The organism is Pseudomonas sp. GW823-FHT06B06 (genome assembly GCF_058795195.1).
In genome coordinates, this window is record NZ_JBXAHO010000048.1 from 16573 (window position 1) to 35274 (window position 18702).

Below are 18702 nucleotides of genomic sequence, written 5' to 3' on the forward strand. Positions count from 1 at the left end.
CCCTGAATAAAGGTGGTTCAAGCCAAACCGTGCAGTTGCTTCCAGTTGCCCGGGTGAACCACATACCCGAACAACGCGTGTCCGCCGTAAACCAGTTCGGTGCCTTCGGGAATCCACAGCAACTGGCCGGGTGTGACGGCAAACAGCTCGTCGCCGACCTGCAACTCGAAGCAGCCTTCGATGACGAAAATCACCTCGTCATACAGCACCGTCCAGGCCACTTGCGCCCCTTCCCAGCGGGCAAAACCCACACCGATGTTCGGCGAGACTTCGTTGCTGAGGGCTCGCGCCACATACGCGGCGCCTGGCGGGCCACCTCGAACGGTAAAGTCCAGGTCCCGATGGTCGATGCGCAGCACCCGGCGGCTGCCTTTATCCGCCGGGCTCATAGCTCGCTCCGGCTGTTCCAGGCCGCCAGGCGAATGCGCGAACGAACGCCAAGGCCAAGGAAGGGTTCTGGCGGGTTGAGCGACGGCATGCCGGTCACCGCACGGATATCGTTGAGCTGGGCAGATTCGGCACCCACCGCGAGATCAGCCAGCATTGTCCCGGAGATGGTGCCCCAGGCGGCACCGACGCCGTTGTCGCACGCCGACGCGTAGACACCGTTTTCCAGTTCGCCAAAGAAGTTGGTGAAGTTACGCGAGATGGCGTAGACGCCGCCCCAGGTATGACTGAAAGGCACCTGCGCCAACTGCGGGAAGCGCGCCATGAAGGCCTTGCGATGCGAATCCTGCACTTTCGAACGCATGGCATCGCTGGTGCTGCGACCGTATTTGGGCACGTGCTTGTAGGTGTTGCGGATAATCAGGCGGCGGTCCTGGGTCATGCGCACGGTGGTGCCGGCGTGATCCGCCGGGGTCAGTCCCCAGTCCAGTTGGCCGCCATAGGTCGCCAGCTCCGCATCGGTCAGGGGACGGGTCCAACTGGCGAAGGTCATGACCGGCAACAGGCGATTGCGCAGGTAGCCGAACTCCTGGGTGAAGATGCTCGTGCCCAGGAGCAACTGCGGGGTACGTATCTGCCCTGCCGTGCCGTGCAAGATCCAGCCGCCACGGCCGTCGCGCTCCAGCCGCTGGATGGGTGATTCTTCCAGCAATTCGACGTTGGCCGGCAAGGTCCGGGCCAGGCCCGTGACAAGCGCCGCCGGTTGCATCAGGTAGCAGCCGGGAGTGTAGATGGCGCCGCGATAATGGCCGGTGCCCAACACCTTGGCCAGCTCCGCGCTATCGGCCCGGCGAAACGGTTCGCCGAGGTCGCTCATCAGGCGTTCGAAATGATCCAGGTAAGCCAGGCCACGCTCGCCGACGGCGCCTTGATATTTACCGGCATGGGACCACTGGCAATCGATCCCACGGGTTTCGACCAGGCCTTGCAGCTGCGCAATCGCGGCGCGGTTGAGCGATAGCAAGCGCTGTTTGTGCGCGGGGTCCGGATGCTCGAGGGCGAACTTGTGCGGCAGGTCGATCACGAATCCCGAGTTGCGCCCCGAGGCCCCATGGGCGACCCGTTGCGCATCCACCAACAGGATACGGGCTTGCGGATGATGCTCGGCCAGGCGACGTGCTGCCGCCAGGCCGGCAAAGCCTGCGCCGATGACGGCGTAGTCGGCACGCTGTTCGCCGGACAAGCGCTTGCAGGCCGGTTGCTCGGGCAATGCTGCATACCAGCCGCAACTCGCATCGTCGTAAGGCAGGTTGATCGTGTTTTTCATGTGTCTGGCCTCAGGCAACTGCCTGCTGAGAGTGCTGACAGGACTGCAGCAATGCGCTGCGTTGCGTTTGCGCTTGGCGACCGAGCAGGACAAAACCATTGAGCTGGCCCCGGGCATCGTAGAAACCGGCGCTCAAGCCATCCTCGGTCGGCGTGCAGCGCCATTCACCTTCGCAGGCGCTGGCAGGCGCCAGCAGACACAGCGGCGCGGCCGGGGTTTTTACCGTGACGGGCATCAAGGGGTAGTCGACGGCGGTCGGTTGGCCGAGCAGGGTTTTGCTCAGGGCCTGGATACCCTGGTTGATCGGCGCCAGGTAAGGCAGCAGTTGTCCCCGGATCTCGATGCAGTCACCCAGGGCATAAATGCCCGGTACTGAAGTTTGCAGTTGGGCGTTGACTTGAATGCCGCGTCCAACCGCCACGCCAGCGCTCTCGGCCAGGCTCAGGTCAGGGCGCAGACCAACGGCGGATAACACCAGGTCCGCCTCGAGGGTGCGGCCATCGGCGAGCGTCAGGCGATAGCCCTGCCCGCTGGCGTCGATGGCCTGCAGCGTATTCTGCAAATGCCACCGCACCCCGAGTTCACCCAGCGTATATTGCAGCATCTGCCCGGCCTCGGCGGGCAACAGGCGCTCCATTGGCCAGCGGCCCAGGCCGATGACATCGACGCTAAACCCGTTATGGGCCAGATCGTTGGCAAACTCGCAGCCGATCAGGCCGTCGCCGAGAATGGCGACACGCCGCACGCCGCCCAGGCGTTCGCGGAAGCCCTGATAGTCGTGCAGGTTATTGACGCTGATCAGCGCCGACGTATCGCCCTCGATCGGCAAGCGAATCGGTTGCGCACCGCTGGCGAGGACCAACTGGCCGTATTCCATCTCACCGAAACTGGTACTCAAGCGACGCGCTGAACTGTCGATGCCCAGCACCTTGCAGTGCGGATAAACCCGCAGGTTCAGACGCTGCTCGATGGCCAGCGGTGTTTCGCCGGACAGGGCCTCGGCGCTCTTGCCCTGGGACAACCCGATCGAAAGCGCAGGCTTGGAGTACAGGTGACCGGACTCCTGGGTCAGCACGCGGATCTCGACCTTGGGGTCGGCCTTGCGCAACGCCTGGGCCAGGCCGTAACCGGCATAACCGCTGCCGATGATGACGATCGGCTGGCGCGGCGACGGTGCGGCAACAGGCAGCGGCGGCGCAGTGACCGGCACCGTGGCGACCGTGGCCGCCTGGGCGTATTCACTGATATCGAGCATCTCGAAATCTGCCTTGCTCACGTGGCATTCAGGGCACATCCAGTCTTCGGGGACATCTTCCCAGCGGGTGCCGGCGACGATGCCGTCCTGCGGCCATCCCAGTGCTTCGTCGTAAATCAGGCCACACACGATGCAAAGCCAAGTCTTGAACATGCTATTCACTCCCCGGCGACCCGGATCGCCACGTTTTTGGTGCGCACGTAGCTGTACAAGGCTTCCTGGCCCTTTTCCCGACCAAAGCCCGACAAACCAACGCCGCCAAAAGGCGTTTCAATGCCACCGGCATACCATTCATTGACGAACACCTGGCCGGATTTCAGGCGGCGCGTGCAGCGCATGGCGCGGCTGATGTCCTGGGTGAACACGCCGGCGACCAGGCCAAATTCAGTGCCATTGGCGATGGCAATCGCCTCTTCTTCGGTGTCGAACGGCAGGATCGCCAGGACCGGCCCGAACACTTCTTCCTGGGCAATGCACATCTGCGGGGTAACGTCGCGGAACACGGTCGGGCGCATGAAATGCCCGGCCCGGTCAGCGAATGCTTCACCGCCGGTAACCGCCACCGCGCCGTCTTCCACTGCGCGGCGGCACAAGGCTTCGATGCCCGCCAGTTGCCCGGCGCTGACCACGGGGGTGAGGTCGGCGTTGTCCTGGCCCAGACCGACGCTGAGCCCCTCGGCCATGGCGACCACGGCCTCGACTACCTCTTCATAAATGTCGCGTTGCACCAGCAGCCGCGACATTGCCGAACAGACCTGGCCGGCGTTGAAGAAAATGCCCGACTGGACGCTGGCCAGCAGTTGCTCGCGGTTTGCATCGGCAAAGGCGATCGCCGCGGACTTGCCGCCCAGCTCCATTACGCTGGGAATCGCATGCTGCGCGGCATCACACAGGATCGACTGGCCCGTTGGTACAGAACCGGTGAACACGATCTGGTCGACAGCGCGATGGCTGACCAGATACGCGCCGACTTCGCGGCCGCGGCCGCAGATCAGGTTGACCGCGCCGTCGGGCAAGCCGGCCTTGGCAATGGCGCGGATCAGCACGCACATGCCCAGCGGTGAAAGCTCGGGGGACTTGATGACCACCGCGTTGCCAGCCGCCAGGGCCGGCGCCAGCGAACGGGCGCAGATCGACACCGGGAAGTTCCACGGAACGATCTGTGCCGAAACGCCCATGGGGTCGTACAGGGTAAAGTCCATGTAGCCGTTGCCCAACGGGATCGACGTGCCCTCGATCTTGTCGGCCATGCCGGCGTAATACTCGAAGTAGCGCGCCGCCTCGATGAACTCGTCCCGGGCATCGCTCAGGCGCTTGCCGTTTTCCTGGCACAGCACCCAGGCGCCCTCATCGGCCACTGCGCGAATTTCCTCGGCAATGCGCAGCAGCCAGGTGACGCGTTGCGCCGGACGCACACGGGTCAATTCACCGCTGTCGGCACAGCGGCGCGCCGCCAGCAGCGCACGCTCGGCATCGTCGACGGTAGCCTGGGCAATGGTCGCGAGCGGCTCGGCCGTACCGGGGTTGTTCACTGTCAGGCGCTGGATGCTGTCGCTCCATTGCCCGTCGATGTAATTGAGCCAGTGGGAGGCTATCGGATACATGGGACAACCTCCTCAGGCAGACGGCGTGGTGGCCAGCAGTTGACGGGCGGCCCACTGATGGAAGAAGTGCGTCGGGATGTCCATTTCCGGAGAGAACGCCCCACCCTTGTAGCCTGGGGAATGACGGCCTTTCTGCATGCCTTCGACCGAGCTGATGTCTTCGGCGAACACCACTTTCCAGGACTCCAGGATCGCTTCGCGGCAAGCGCTGAATTCCTCGCTGGTGGCCGCGTCATCACCCACATAGAACAGGCGCAAATGTTCGATCGTGCGCCCCGGCGAAACCGGCTCAAGCTGCATGGCGAACGCATGGTCAGCCTGGATGCCGAGCAGGACGTTAGGGAAGAACGCGACATACTCGGCGTTGCGCAGGCGATCCAGCGGCCAGGCGGGGAATTTCGGCAGATGCGTACCGGCGACATCCGACAGGTTGTAGGCGTAGCTGCCCTGGCCGGCGAAATGCTGGTCGAAAATGATGTTGTAGTGGTCTTCCAGGCGCGAGTACGAGTTCAGGCTCGGGTGCACCCATGGCAGGTGATAGGCCTCGCAGTAGTTCTCGACCGCCAGTTTCCAGTTGCAGTTGATGTCCAGCGTCGTGGCGTCATGGCCCGGGCGGCGGCGCAGCAGGTTCATGCCGTCCTCGCCGAGAAACTGCGTCCAGCGTTGGGTCAGGGGCGCCAGCATGTCTTCGAGCGGTTGTGCGTCGCCGGACAGGTTGATGAACACCATGTCCATCCAGATCGCACTGCGGATGGCTTTCAGGCCATGTTTTTCACAGGCGAAGCGTTCATCCTTGTGCTGGTCGATGCCGCCGACATGGGGCGTGCCACGCAGGCCGCCGTTGAGGTCGTAGGTCCAGGAATGGTAAGGGCAACGGATGACGCCTTGTACCTCACCGGCCTCCTCCACCAGCTTCATGCCGCGGTGGCTGCAAACGTTATGGAACACCTGCACCAGGCCTTCACGGTTACGCATAAGCAGCAACGGCAACCCCATGAAATCGACAGGCTTGACCGAACCGGCCTTGCCCAGGTCACTGGCGAAACCGACACACGCCCAGGTCTTACCCATGACCTGATCGCGCTCGAGCTCGAAGTAGCGTTGTTCGGTGTAGAACTCGTTGCCGAGGCCAGTCGCTTCATGAATCGGATTAAGGACAGTTTCAAGTTGATGCACAGGAATTTGCTGGATGCTGCTCATTATTGTTCTCCCCTGCTGGGCACGGTATTGAAGGGTCGGCAGGCACATGGGCCAAGGTCCGCTGGCAGCAAGTTTGGGAAAACAGAGGGGGTCTCGACAAACGATATTTCCGGCGCCATTCATGACTTTATGTCATAAATAAACGGGAAGTCAGCGCATGCAATGTGGCCGCTCGGCATTGAAAATACCGAGGGTTCGAGGGATTAAAACTAAAGGTGATTCAGTTCGGCTGACGGTTAGCCATGACCGCTTCGTTACTTCGTGTCCTGCGGCGCTGGAAGTTGATTCATCAGCCAACTGCGAAAGCGTTTTACACTCTGCCGCATACCGCCACGCGCCAAGGGCTCCAGCAAGCAGAACTGCGCATCGGTGCACAAAACCGTGTCGAGCGGTCGCACCAAGGCCCCCGTATGCAGGTAATCGTCGACCAGGTTGGACCAGGCCAGCGCGATACCCTGTCCGCTGATAGCAGACTGGATCAACATCGAGTAGCTATTGATATTGATCCGGCGTTTGGGCTCGACGTTTTTCAGGCCCAGGTTGCGGAACCATTCGGGCCAGCCAATCCAGTCACGCTGCGGGTCGTCGAGGAACAGCCAGGTGCAGGCGGCCAGGTCCTCGGGCTGGTTCAAGGCCGGGTGCTTGGCCAGGTAAGCGGGGCTGCACACCGGGAAGACTTCTTCGGAAAACAACGGTGTGACCTGCATGTCCCTGGGCGGTGTCCGGCAGTAATACAAGGCCAGGTCACAGTCCAGGCGAGAGAAATCCTTGACCTGGTCATGGGCGATGATCCGCAGATCGATCTCTTCGTTCTCCCGTTGAAACTCACTCACTTTCGGCAACAGCCACAGTGAAGCCATCGCGGTACTGGTGGCGACCGTCACTTGCTCGGCGCCCTGCCAATGGCGAATTTCACCGGTGGCCTGGGCAATATGCAGCAATGACGCACGGACCGTTTCATAGTACTGGCTGGCTGCGGGGCTGAGGTGAATCGTGCGGGTGGTGCGTTCGAACAGGACCTTGCCCAGATAATCTTCAAGCAGGCGAACTTGTCGACTGATTGCCCCTTGGGTGACGTTCAATTCTTGCGCGGCCAGGGTAAAACTCAAATGGCGCGCTGCCGCTTCAAACGCGACCAGGCTATTGAGTGGCGGTAAAGGGTGGATTTTCATACGAGGCAGGTCACGTCGTTATTTTGGTTTTATCGCGGCAGTCTAGCCCCTGTCGTTGCAGGTGCACAGCGGCAAAAAACACCCTCACTCAAGGCCTGTGCGCCGGATGCTTTCAGGTCCTGGCGACGATACTCCGCAAAATCTGCCGCCAGGACCGTCTTCACTTCAGCGCCAACGAACCAGGCACTCGCGCGTCACCCAGTCATTGCATGCCGGCAGCCGCCCATTGCGGCGTGACGGTCGTGTTGTGGCGCTTGGCTCGCTGAGTCAGCGCCAGCATCGTCAAGAAGCCGAGCATGATCAGAACCGGGTACGCCATCAACAGATCGGAGAGCGAATATTTCCAGGCCAAGGGACGGCCGACGCCGAGCATGGCGGCATACAGCCACGACACCGCCGATAGTGACCCACAAAACAGGGCAAGCATCCGGGCGCTGAATCCGAGTTCGAGCAAGGAGCCTGCCTTTTGCAGGGCCGGCAATACCAGTCGGTGCAGCAGGACGCCGTTATAGGTCAGCAGCACGACAATGATCACCTTGGCGTGAAGCTTCGGATTCATGAAGTATTCCGTGCCTTTGCCGAGGTAGTCGATGCCGATGATGGCAGTGCCCGTCACCCATAAGCAGATCAATGCCACCACGACAGATTTCTGAAGACTCTCCATGTGTGCATTGTCATGTTCAGTGAACACTTTGCGTTTCAATATATCCCTGACCATTGCAATATCACTGGTCAACACCAAACCTATCGCCACACAACAGGCGAGCAAATGAACGTAAACAACGCCCAGCCGCAAAAACTCCATGAATTCTTTATGTTCGATCAGGCTCATAATTGTATTTATCGTCACGGGTATCTCTCCACCTTATTCGACAGTACAGATCGGTCAGTCAGCAGGCTTTTTCCGCTCGACCTTGCTCATACAGGAAAACCGACCAATAGATTATTATTGATATCCTATTGGATCAGTAAGGGAGTTGATGACATCTTAGTTACTACCTCTCAATTTTCGGGTAAAAAAATCCCCATCTGCATTAATTGCATTTGAGGTTCTAATTCCGCTTCTTTTTTTCGATTGCGAGAGCCGGCCATGGATGCCGTGCTGCAGGATCTGAGGCCTACAGCGCGCAAATGTTCATTTTTTAACCACAGCACCGACAAGCGGTAGCGGCATCGGCGCCACCGACATGGATGATCGGTCATCAACTTACGCGTTTAGGCCCATGACAGCTGAGTTCGTTGGATTACATGAGCATTGACACTTATAATTGGATCCACTAGTTGTCGTGGAGAAAAAAGCGGGGGCAATCGCGAGAGGGCTGATTGATATCGCCCGCCAACAAACAGTCATACTATTTTCAGGGCTTGTCGATTTCAAGCATCCCGGGCACAGGAAGATCCCTGTGCTCTCCGGGTCAACTTAGCCTCCAAACATTGCGACACTAACAACCCATTGTTGATCATTTAATATTTATTGAGTCTTGGCGACATTGCTTCTCCAAGCAGTCGCCAAGCGCGTTTTATATCTCAAATCAGACCAACTTCAATGTCACGTTGATGTTGTTGCGGGTGGCCTTGGAGTACGGGCAATACTTGTGCCCGGTGTCGACCAGTTTCTGTGCGGTTTCGCGATCCAGTCCCGGCAGGCTCACATTCAGCCGGGCCTGCAGAAGATAGCCGCCTTCATTGGTACCCAAGTCCACCTCGGCATCGACGGCCACGTCCTTGGGCAATGCCACTTTCAGTTCTTTGGCAGCCACGCCCATCGCGCCAATGAAGCAGGCTGACCAACCGGCGGCGAACAACTGCTCCGGATTAGTGCCACCGCCGCCTGCGCCCGGCGACGACAGCTTGATGTCCAGGATGCCGTCGGAACTGCGCGAGGCGCCGTCCCGGCCGCCGGTGGTATGGGTTTTTGCGGTGTACAGGACTTTGTCGAGCTGGGTCATGATGATCTCCTGATTGAATTGAGGTTTATGCATTGTCAGGTGAATCAGTCTTCCGGCTTGGTGCCAGGCATTCAATATAGACGGCGGTGCCCGACTCAGCGCCCGTTCCGACAAAGGCCCTCCTGCAACACGCAAACTTTGCAGGCGCGAGCAGGCTCGCGATGAAGGTCCACGATTACGCGGGGAGCTTGACACCCCGCGGTGCTCTAAAGTTTTTCGCGAGCATGCTCGCGCCTACTCGCCAACTTGTACTTCACACAATCATCATAAAAACTCTGCCGGACCGCCGCAGGCTTGAGCCGTGTCGGGCTGTCGTAAGTTTGTTCGGTAATGCCCATTGCCATCATCCGCATCCATGACTTGGCGAACTTGTACGACTGGATTTTTTGCCGTGCCGCATACAGCGAAACTCCGGACAACTTGAGTTCCTGGGCTCTTGCCGCCGTACCCGCGCCCCAACTGCACATATAAGTATCATCGGGCTTCAGTTCCCTGGCCTGGGCAGAAACTGTAAGACCCGCAACGCTGAAAGAGATCAGCGCGACCCAGACATTGCGCATTTGCATTCCACCTAACCGCCTGAAAATAAAGCGATTCTGGCAACAAACGGGAAATCTGGGGGCCACCATAATGCCTTCTATGCATTTGATTGACTCGCGTCAGTAAACGAAAGTCATTTTCTTGCGACATTTCAGAACTTTGCTATAGCTAAGCTCTCACCGCCAACTAATGAGGCAACGGAATGTCAGTCGCAAAGAAAATGAGTGTGGGGCAACTGACGATGTTGACCGCGGTCAACATGTTGGGCTCAGGCATTGTGCTACTACCGTCGAAACTGGCGGAAGTCGGGTCGATTTCAATTCTTTCCTGGTTGATTACAGCCACCGGTTCACTGGCATTGGCCTACGCCTTTGCGCGATGCGGGATGCTCAGTCGAAAAACCGGCGGCATGGGGGGATATGCCGAGTACACCTTCGGCAAGGCCGGAAACTACATCACCAACTACACCTATGGCCTCTCGTTGCTGATTGCCAACGTGGCGATCAGCATTACCGCGGTCGGCTACATCCAGGAACTGTTCCACATTGAACTGGACTCACTGCAAGTGGGCCTGGCGACCATCGCATTACTGTGGATCACCACGTTCGCCAACTTTGGCGGTGCGCGAATTACTGGTCGCATTGGCGCAGTCACCGTATGGGGCGTGATTGCGCCGGTAGTGCTGGTGTCGACCATTGGCTGGTTCTGGTTCGACAGCAGCGTGTATGCCGCCGGCTGGAACCCGCACAACATGGCCTGGTACGACGCCGCGGGGGCCTCGGTGGCGATCACCTTGTGGGCATTCCTGGGCCTTGAGTCAGCATGTGCCAACACCGATGCGGTGGAAAACCCCGAGAAGAACGTACCGATTGCGGTGCTCGGCGGCACCCTGGGTGCGGCAGTGATCTACATCGTTTCCACCAACGTGATTGCCGGCATCGTCGATAACCCGGAACTGGCCGCCTCCACCGCACCGTTCGGCCTGGTCTTCGCGAAGATGTTCACCCCACTGGTTGGCGACATTGTGATGGCAGCGATGGTACTGGCCTGCATCGGCTCGCTGCTGGGTTGGCAGTTCACCATTGCCCAGGTCTACAAGAGCTCGGCGGACACCGGTTACTTCCTGTCGATCTTCGCCAAGGCCAACAAGGCCGGGACGCCCATCGTCGGCATGCTGGTGCTGCTGGCGGCGCAGACGGCCCTGGGTTTCCTCACCATCAGCCCGGACCTCAGTAAACAGTTCGACACCCTGGTCAACCTCGCGGTGGTCACCAACCTGGTGCCGTACATCCTCTCCATGGCCGCGTTGATGACCATGCAAAAGGTCTCCAACGTACCCGCCGGCAAGGCGCTGGCTACCAACATCATTGCCTGGGTGGCGGCGGCCTACAGCTACCTGGCGCTCTACAGTTCCGGCGAACAGGCGCTGATGCTCGGCGGTGTGGCGACCATTTTCGGCTACACCCTGTTCGGTTTCGTCAACAACCGCCTGATTCGCCTTGAAGCACTCAACAACAGCGTGCCGACACAAACAGTCAGCGCGCAGCACATCACTGGCCAACCGGTGCCGGTGAATAGCCTGAAAAAAGCCACTCTGGAGATTCACGCATGACGGAATATAAACACTCACTCGGGATGCTCGCGCTGGTGGTCAGCAACCCAGCGGACAAGCGCACGGTGTTTGGTCGCGCCCTGACTCAGTTGGTCAGTGACGTAGAGGGACGTGGCGTCAGCGTACTGGCCTCGGAAAGCCTCAGCGATGCCGCGTCGATCCTGCGTTCGGACCCGGCCGTTCAATGCGTGCTGATCAGCTGGGAAATGGACACCAGCGAAGGTCACGAAGACTGCATCAAATTGCTGGTCAAGCTGCGCGAGCGCAACACGCGCGTGCCCGTGTTCCTGATCAGCGACCGGACCACCGCGTCGAGCATTCCGCTCCTGGTCATGCAACACGCCGACGACTTCATCTGGCTACCGGAGGACACCAGCCGCTTCCTCAGCGGACGTATCCTGGCGGCCATCGAACGCTATCGCCAGGCCGCCCTGCCGCCCATGTTCGGCGCGCTGGTGAAGTTTGCCCGGTCCTATGAATATTCCTGGCACACCCCCGGTCATGCCGGTGGCACGGCGTTTCTGAAAAGCACGGCGGGCCGGGCGTTCTACGAGTTCTTCGGGGAAAACCTGTTGCGTTCCGACCTGTCGATCTCGGTCGGTGAACTCGGTTCGCTGCTCGATCACAGTGGCCCCATTGGCCAGGGCGAGCGCTATGCGGCCAAGGTTTTCGGCGCCCATCGCACGTATTACGTGACCAACGGTTCGTCGATGTCCAACCGCGTGATCCTCATGGCCAGCGTCACGCGTAACCAGATCGCCCTGTGCGACCGCAATTGCCACAAGTCCGCCGAGCATGCGATGACCCTTTCGGGGGCGCTGCCGACCTATCTGGTACCGACGCGTAACCGCTACGGCATCATCGGCCCGATCCTCCCGCAAACCCTGAGCAGCGAGGGCGTGAAAGCGGCCATCGCCAACAACCCACTGGTCAAGGAAGGCATCGATCCGACGCCGGTCCACGCGATCATCACCAACTCCACCTACGACGGCCTGACCTACAACGTCACCCGCGTCGAAGAACTGCTGGGCCAGAGTGTCGACCGCCTGCATTTCGACGAAGCCTGGTACGGTTATGCTCGCTTCAACCCTCTGTACCGCGACCGCCACGCCATGCACGGCAGCCCGGACGACCACGATGCTTCGAAGCCGACCGTATTTGCCACCCAGTCGACCCACAAGTTGCTGGCGGCCCTGTCGCAGGCCTCGATGATTCACGTGCGCAACGGCCGTAACCCGATCGAGCACGGACGCTTCAACGAGTCGTACATGATGCACGCCTCGACCTCGCCCAACTACGCGATCATGGCCTCCTGCGATGTCAGCTCGGCGATGATGGAAGCGCCCAGCGGGCAGATCCTCACCAGCGAATCCATAGAAGAGGCCGTGTCTTTCCGCCAGGTCATCTCACGCATGCACCACGAGATGTCGAGCAAGGACGACTGGTTCTTCACCTGCTGGCAGCCACCCACCGTGCAAGTGGGCAATGCCACCGTGCCGTTCCACGAAGTCGATCCGCTGCTGCTCAAGACCGAGCCCAAATGCTGGGTCCTGCACCCCAACGAGGTGTGGCACGGCTTTGGCGACATCGAGGAAGGCTACTGCATGCTCGACCCGATCAAGGTCTCGGTGCTCAGCCCTGGCATGGGCGACGACGGCAACCTGCTGGCCACGGGCATCCCGGCCTGTGTACTGACGGCGTACCTCGGACGCCAGGGCATCGTCGTCGAGAAAACCACCGACTTCACAATCCTGTTCCTGTTCTCCATCGGCATCACCAAGGGCAAATGGGGCACGCTGGTCAACGCGCTGCTGGACTTCAAGCGCGACTATGACGACAACGTCGAACTGGAGCTGTGCCTGCCTGACCTGCTGGCCGGTAACCAGACCCGTTACGCCGGCATGGGCCTGAAGGACCTGGCGGACGAAATCTTCGCCGCCATGAAGTTACACAAGACCACCTCGGCCATGGCCCAGGCGTTCGGCACGCTGCCGCAAGCCGTCTTCAGCCCGGTGGAGGCCTACGAGAAACTGGTGCGCAACGACATCGAACTGGTCACCCTGGAACAAGCCGCCGGGCGCATTGCCGCCACCGGCATCGTGCCGTATCCGCCGGGCATTCCCTTGCTGATGCCGGGTGAGAACGCCGGGGCTGCCGACGGGCCGCTGCTGGCCTATCTCAAGGCACTGGAAGCCTTCGACAGGTCCTTCCCGGGGTTCACCCATGACACCCACGGGATCGAAGCCGAGGCCGGGGTTTATCGGATGCTGGTACTGAAATAACAGGGACCCGCAAACCCCCTGTAGGAGCGAGCATGCTCGCGAATAACGTCCAGACAACGCGGGCATCCAGACAGCCCGCGTCATCGTTGACGTCCATCGCGAGCAGGCTCGCTCCTACAGGGATCACATTACCTATGGGCAAATTCGATCACTGCGCTCTATGATTGAATCCCATGACCACCTCTGCCCCGATCCGCCAACCCTGCCCGCCCGGCGCCTGCGACTGCGGGCGTGACCCGCTGCTGGAAACACCGGGTGCGGATGTGCGCATCCTGTTCCTGACCCGCGCGGAAGAAAAACGCCTTGTCGAACGCCTGGAAAACTTGCAAAGCCTCCAGGACCTCGAACACCTGCAACGGCGGATGTTCGAGCAGTTGGGCATTCGCGTGAACATCGCTCCCGGTTTCAATGAAGTGCGGACCATGCGCGGCATCGGCATTCACATCGACGAACTGCCAGGACTATGCCGCAAGACCCGGGCAGCGATCCCGGCGGCGATTCGCCGGGCCATGGAGAAGCGCCCGCAAATCGCCTTCGAGCTGCTCAACGCCAACGACCTGTTGCGTGACACCTGATTGCCTGTTTCAGCGCTGAGACAGCTGTCATACACCCCCTGTAAAAGAGGATCGGCGGTCGTACGTGAAGTGCGTGGCGCTGCTATGCCTTCTGCAGGGAGCAATCGTTTCAGGCCAGACAGGATGACACTGGCAAGGCAAACGTGACCGAGGTCCCGGCGCCAACCCGGTGCGCGAAGACAGGCAGGTGCCAATCCCTGGAAGGAGGTGGCAGATGTTGTTCATCGTCAGCTGGAAAATCAGTTCGGCCAATCGCAACAGCGCGATCGAGCGCTTTCTCAAGACCGGTGGCGCGCCACCGGAAGGCGTCAAGATGCTCGGACGCTGGCACGCAGTGGGTGGCGCGGCCGGTTTTGGCGTGGCCGAGGCCAATGATCCGGTACTGATCCAAAAGTGGGTGCTGCAATGGAGCGACCTGATGACCATGGAGGTCCAGGCGGCACTGACTGACGAACAGATAGCCCCGTTGCTGGCAACCGCTGCCGGCAAGTAATGGTCTCGAGGCGGCGAGACCTGCTCGCCGCCTCGATTCGAAGCGATGCGGCAGAACGCGTTGAGTCCCCTGGAAGCGCTTCTTGAGCCTTAGCCTGAACTATCGGTTTTAACTCACTAATTACTGGATATTTCACGAGACCTACCTACGCTCTTTCGCGTGGGAAACAAATTTCATGGCAGTCAGTTGACTGCTCTCAGGGGAGTTGACACCGGTCGATGGCGACAGCCACCGGTGTCCGTAATGGGAATGCACAAAGGTGACCCCATGCAGCTGAAAAATTGCGCCCTACCCGCCGTCTCATTGCTCGCTCTGTGCTGCCAGCAGGTACAGGCTGGCGGCATCATGCTTTACGAAGTCGGCACCGATAACGTCGGCCTGGCCAACGCCGGTGCCGCCGCCCGGGCCCAGGGCCCTTCCACCATCGCCAGCAACCCGGCGGGCATGAGCTACTTGCCAGGCACGCAGATCACCGCCGGCTTGCAGGTGCTCTACGGCGATATATCGTTCGATCGCGACGATGGCACCAACGTCTCCGGGAGTGGCAGCGGCAACGCCCTTGATCCGTTGCCCGGTGGCAGTTTTTTCGTCAGCCATGAACTGGACGACCACTGGAGCGTGGGCTTCGGCCAGTACGGCGACTTCGGGTTGGCGGTCAATTACGACAATGACTGGTCGGGGCGCTACTTTTCGCAGAATTCCAGCCTGCTCGGCCTGTCGCTGGTGCCCAGCGTGGCGTACCGCTTCAACGATCAGTGGTCGGTGGGTGTCGGCGTCAAAGCCATGTACGGCATGCTCCAGGCCCAGACCGCGATTGACCGCTCGCCCTTCGGCTTCACCGAACGCGGCGACGGCCAGTTCAAATACAAGGACAAGGATTGGGGCTTCGGCGCCAACGTCGGGGTAATCTACGCCCCGCAACCTGGCACCCGCATCGGACTGACCTACACCAGCAAGGTCGACCTGGAGTTCGAGGACGGGCTGGACATCAAGGGAAACGGACCGCTACTGCAACGTCTGGATGGTACCAATACCGAACTTGATATCACCGTGCCGCAAACCGTGACCCTGAGCCTGTTCCAGCAACTGGACCGGCAATGGGCGCTGCTGGCCTCGATCAACTGGCAGGACTGGTCGGAATTCGGCGATATCGGCGTCCAGGTCGACACCTCGGCAAACGATGCCCGATCCACCAACATCGACGCCGGTTTCAAGGACACCTGGCACCTGTCACTCGGCGCGCAATACCAGGCCACCGAGCAGTGGCTGTGGAACGTCGGCGTGGCTTACGACAGCAGTGCCGTGTCCGACAGCAAGCGTTCGGTGATCGTGCCCATGGCCGAATCCTGGCGCATTGCGACGGGCGCCACCTATGCGCTGAACAAAGACACCGACGTCAACCTCAGTTGGGCCATGGTCTGGATGGGCGACATGCCGGTTGACCAGAGCAAGGACCTGTCTCGCAATAGAATTTCCGGTCAATTCGACAATACCTGGATTCAAGCCGTGACCGGGAACATGACTTGGCGTTTCTGATTATCTGACTACGCTTAGACGAATTACCCAAGGAGCACACCGCACTATGAACCTGTCCCGTAAATTGCTTGTCGGCACTGCCTTGGCCGGGCTTCTGCTCGGCGGTTGTACCTCGAAAGTCACCGAGCGGGAGCAGTACTCCGGCTACCTGTCCAACTACAACAACCTTCAGGAAGTCGAAACGCCCAGCGGTGGCACGGCGATGCGCTGGGTCAGCCCATCGTGGAACCCCGACGCCTATGACACGGTGGCGTTCAACCGCCTGGAGCTCTACCCGGCCCCCAAGCCCAACGAGCGGGTCAACCAGCAGACCCTCAATGACATCCAGAACTACATGACCAGCAAAGCCAAGTCGACACTGGGGCAGAAGTACCGCGTGGTTTCCAGTCCAAGCGCCGCACCCAAGGGAGCGAAAACCCTGGTCATGCGCGCCGCCATCACCGGTGTGAGCGCTTCCAACGAAGGGATGAAATGGTATGAAGTAGTGCCCATCGCCGCCGTCGTCGGTGCGACACAGGCCGCCACCGGTCATCGGGACCAGGACACCGAACTGTTTATCGAAGCAGAGTTCATCGACGCGAAAAGCAACCAGACCGTGGCCAAGGTGGTGCGCAAGGTGTTCGGCAAACAGCTGTCAAACGAAAGCCAGAAAATCACCGCGCAGGATTTCAAGGCGGCGATCGACAAGTTGGGTAGCGACTTCCAGGCCTTCATAAAATAACGCAAGTGCTGTAGGCGCTGCCGCAGGCTGCGATCTTTTGATTATAAAAAACAACATCAAAAGATCGCAGCCTGCGGCAGCTCCTACTTCATTCCCACTCGCCGTCGCATCTCGGCAGTAATCGTCTGCCGGGTTTTCTTCAGGTCCGCCCAAGGCTCATCGCCCACTTCTGCCAGGCGTTCATGCACGTTGTGAATGTTCCACTGGTTGCCGCCCTTGAGCGTTGGCACTTCTTCTCGAAAAATCGGCATCGACACCGGCAGCCCTTCGCGGGTACGCACGGCGTAGGCGCAGATGGTGGTGGCGCCCAAGCCGTTACGCAGGTAGTCGATGAAGATCCGCCCCACCCGGTTCTTCGGCCCCGAAACAGCAGAAAAACGCTCCGGCAGCATCTTGGCCATGTGGCTGACAATGGCGTGGCTGAAGTCCTTGACCTCATCCCAGCCGTGCTTGCGAGTCAGCGGCACCACCAGGTGGATACCTTTGCCGCCGCTGGTCTTGAGGAACGCCTTGAGCCCCAGTTCGTCGAGCACCGTCAGGGTCAACTGAGTGGCCTCGACCATGCGCTTCCATGGCAGCGCCGGGTCCGGGTCGAGGTCGAGGACGAAGCGGTCGGGTTTGTCGAGGTTGTCGGTGGTAGCATTCCAGGTGTGCAGCTCGACCGTGCTCATCTGCACCGCACCAATCAAGGCTTCGGCATTGTTGATGACCATCATCGGCTGGCCCGTGAGTTGCTGGTCGAGGCTGGTGATGCCGGGGATCGCCAGGCGTTCCGCGTTTTTCTGGAAAAACAGTTCGCCAGCGATGCCATCTGGCGCGCGTACCAGCGCCACGGGTCGGTCCTTGAGCTGCGGCAGAATCCATTCGGCAACACTGGCGTAGTACTGCGCCAGCTGCACTTTGGTCGCGCCCGTGCTGGCGTCGATCACCCGGTCGGGGTGGGTGATGCGTACCTTGCCCTGCTCAAGACCGACTTGAGAGGGTGCTGGTTCGACTTTCTTCTTCGAGGTCGTCGGTTTGGCGACGGTTTTTTTCGCGGGGGTAGTTTTCACGGCAGTCGGTCGCTCCTCGGTAATGTCTTTGGCGGGCTTGTCATCGCGCAGACCATGGAACACCGCATGGCGCACCGAACCGTCCTTGGTCATTTCGGCAAAGGCCACTTCCGCCAGCAGGCTGGGTTTGAGCCAATGCACAGCCTTGAACTCGGCACCGCTGGGCGGGTTGACCACGGCGGCTTTTTTCGTCTGCAAGGGCTTGAGTTGTTGATGAATGCTGTTGAGCGTTGCCTCGGTGAACCCGGTGCCGACCTTGCCTGCGTATCGCAACTCACCGCTGTCGCGGTCGTGCAACCCCAAGAGCAACGCACCGAAGGCACTGCGTGAACCTTTGGGGTCGGTGAAGCCGACGATGACGAATTCCTGTCGATGCTTGCATTTGAGTTTGACCCAGTCACTGCTGCGCCGCGATACATAGGGCGACCCCAGGCGTTTGCCGATGAGGCCTTCCATTTGCATCTGGCAGGCGCTATTGAGCAGGGCTTCCGGGTCTTCGCCAAAGGCGTCGGAGAAGCGCAGCAATGGGTCTTTGCTGGTTTTGAGCACGGTCGAGAGCGCCGCCCTGCGCTCCTCGACGGGCACTTCGCGCAGGTCCACTCCATTGAGATAGGGCAAATCAAACAGGTAGTAGAGGATATTCCCACTGCGGCCCGCTTCGAAGGCATTTTGCAAGGCCTGGAAATCCGGTACGCCTTGCTCGTCGGCCACCACCATTTCACCGTCGAGCCAGGCCGATTCCAGGCCCAGCCCCGCCAGCGCCTTGGCCTGGTCGGGCAGCTTGTGGGTCCAGTCGTGGCCGTTGCGAGTGAAGAGCTTGACCTCGTCATGGTCGATACGCGCCATGATGCGGTAGCCGTCGAACTTCAATAGGCACCTGTACAACCGTTGCGATTCAAGTTTCTTGGATGGGAGCCGTAATACTAAACTGTACCTATTGAGCGTTGCATTTCATGATTATTCACACAGACGCATTACCGAACTTTGTCATCGTAGA

15 protein-coding genes and 1 pseudogene are annotated in these 18702 nt (G+C 60.0%); 6 read left to right on the plus strand and 10 right to left on the minus strand.

The genetic code is table 11. The features are described 5' to 3' along the window. Positions 1-17 precede the first annotated feature (17 nt). The 9 genes from AC1Q8Q_RS28635 to AC1Q8Q_RS28675 form a co-directional block, all read right to left on the minus strand. Complete coding sequence (locus AC1Q8Q_RS28635) at positions 18-389, minus strand: ethanolamine utilization protein EutQ (protein WP_083348842.1); 372 nt, start codon at positions 387-389, stop codon at positions 18-20. Next, positions 386-1714: an NAD(P)/FAD-dependent oxidoreductase gene (locus AC1Q8Q_RS28640; RefSeq protein ID WP_168757878.1), complete on the minus strand. Its 1329-nt coding sequence runs from the start codon at positions 1712-1714 to the stop codon at positions 386-388. The genes AC1Q8Q_RS28635 and AC1Q8Q_RS28640 overlap by 4 nt, the downstream gene beginning before the upstream one ends. Before the next feature lie 10 nt (positions 1715-1724). After that, positions 1725-3122: an FAD-dependent oxidoreductase gene (locus AC1Q8Q_RS28645; RefSeq protein WP_168757877.1), complete on the minus strand. Its 1398-nt coding sequence runs from the start codon at positions 3120-3122 to the stop codon at positions 1725-1727. 5 nt (positions 3123-3127) lie between these two features. Next, a complete protein-coding gene (locus AC1Q8Q_RS28650; RefSeq protein ID WP_168757876.1) occupies positions 3128-4573 on the minus strand; it encodes an aldehyde dehydrogenase family protein in 1446 nt (481 codons plus the stop codon). A gap of 12 nt (positions 4574-4585) precedes the next feature. After that, entirely contained in the window at positions 4586-5773 is a 1188-nt protein-coding gene (locus AC1Q8Q_RS28655) for an aromatic ring-hydroxylating oxygenase subunit alpha (protein ID WP_177411662.1), read from the minus strand. Positions 5774-6027: 254 nt separating this feature from the next. Continuing rightward, positions 6028-6945 (minus strand): LysR substrate-binding domain-containing protein, encoded by a 918-nt coding sequence (locus AC1Q8Q_RS28660; RefSeq protein ID WP_168757875.1) that lies wholly within the window; start codon positions 6943-6945, stop codon positions 6028-6030. Positions 6946-7147: 202 nt separating this feature from the next. Continuing rightward, complete coding sequence (locus tag AC1Q8Q_RS28665; RefSeq protein WP_168757874.1) at positions 7148-7795, minus strand: hypothetical protein; 648 nt, start codon at positions 7793-7795, stop codon at positions 7148-7150. 682 nt (positions 7796-8477) lie between these two features. Further along, entirely contained in the window at positions 8478-8894 is a 417-nt protein-coding gene (locus AC1Q8Q_RS28670) for an organic hydroperoxide resistance protein (RefSeq protein ID WP_033039169.1), read from the minus strand. A 206-nt stretch (positions 8895-9100) separates the two neighbouring features. Beyond that, a complete protein-coding gene (locus AC1Q8Q_RS28675; RefSeq protein WP_168757873.1) occupies positions 9101-9454 on the minus strand; it encodes a hypothetical protein in 354 nt (117 codons plus the stop codon). Positions 9455-9636: 182 nt separating this feature from the next. Here AC1Q8Q_RS28675 and potE point away from each other — a divergent pair, with 182 nt between their 5' ends. The 6 genes from potE to AC1Q8Q_RS28705 all read left to right on the plus strand — a co-directional run bounded on the left by potE (position 9637) and on the right by AC1Q8Q_RS28705 (position 16653). Further along, positions 9637-11046, plus strand: a complete 1410-nt coding sequence (potE, locus tag AC1Q8Q_RS28680; protein WP_020798171.1) for a putrescine-ornithine antiporter — start codon at positions 9637-9639, stop codon at positions 11044-11046. Continuing rightward, entirely contained in the window at positions 11043-13328 is a 2286-nt protein-coding gene (locus AC1Q8Q_RS28685; RefSeq protein ID WP_110752981.1) for an Orn/Lys/Arg family decarboxylase, read from the plus strand. Before potE ends, AC1Q8Q_RS28685 begins: the two co-directional genes overlap by 4 nt. Before the next feature lie 173 nt (positions 13329-13501). Continuing rightward, positions 13502-13903: a hypothetical protein gene (locus AC1Q8Q_RS28690; RefSeq protein WP_454865717.1), complete on the plus strand. Its 402-nt coding sequence runs from the start codon at positions 13502-13504 to the stop codon at positions 13901-13903. Between the two features lie 214 nt (positions 13904-14117). Beyond that, positions 14118-14396, plus strand: a complete 279-nt coding sequence (locus AC1Q8Q_RS28695; protein WP_033044736.1) for a DUF3303 domain-containing protein — start codon at positions 14118-14120, stop codon at positions 14394-14396. A gap of 267 nt (positions 14397-14663) precedes the next feature. Then, the gene (locus tag AC1Q8Q_RS28700; protein WP_151141862.1) at positions 14664-15932 is read left to right on the plus strand and encodes an OmpP1/FadL family transporter; all 1269 of its coding nucleotides are present in this window, start codon (positions 14664-14666) and stop codon (positions 15930-15932) included. Positions 15933-15978: 46 nt separating this feature from the next. Then, a complete protein-coding gene (locus AC1Q8Q_RS28705; protein WP_020798175.1) occupies positions 15979-16653 on the plus strand; it encodes a DUF3313 domain-containing protein in 675 nt (224 codons plus the stop codon). Between the two features lie 83 nt (positions 16654-16736). Here AC1Q8Q_RS28705 and ligD read toward each other — a convergent pair. Further along, positions 16737-18575: pseudogene (ligD, locus tag AC1Q8Q_RS28710) on the minus strand (DNA ligase D); the annotation flags it as partial. Between the last annotated feature and the right edge of the window lie 127 nt (positions 18576-18702).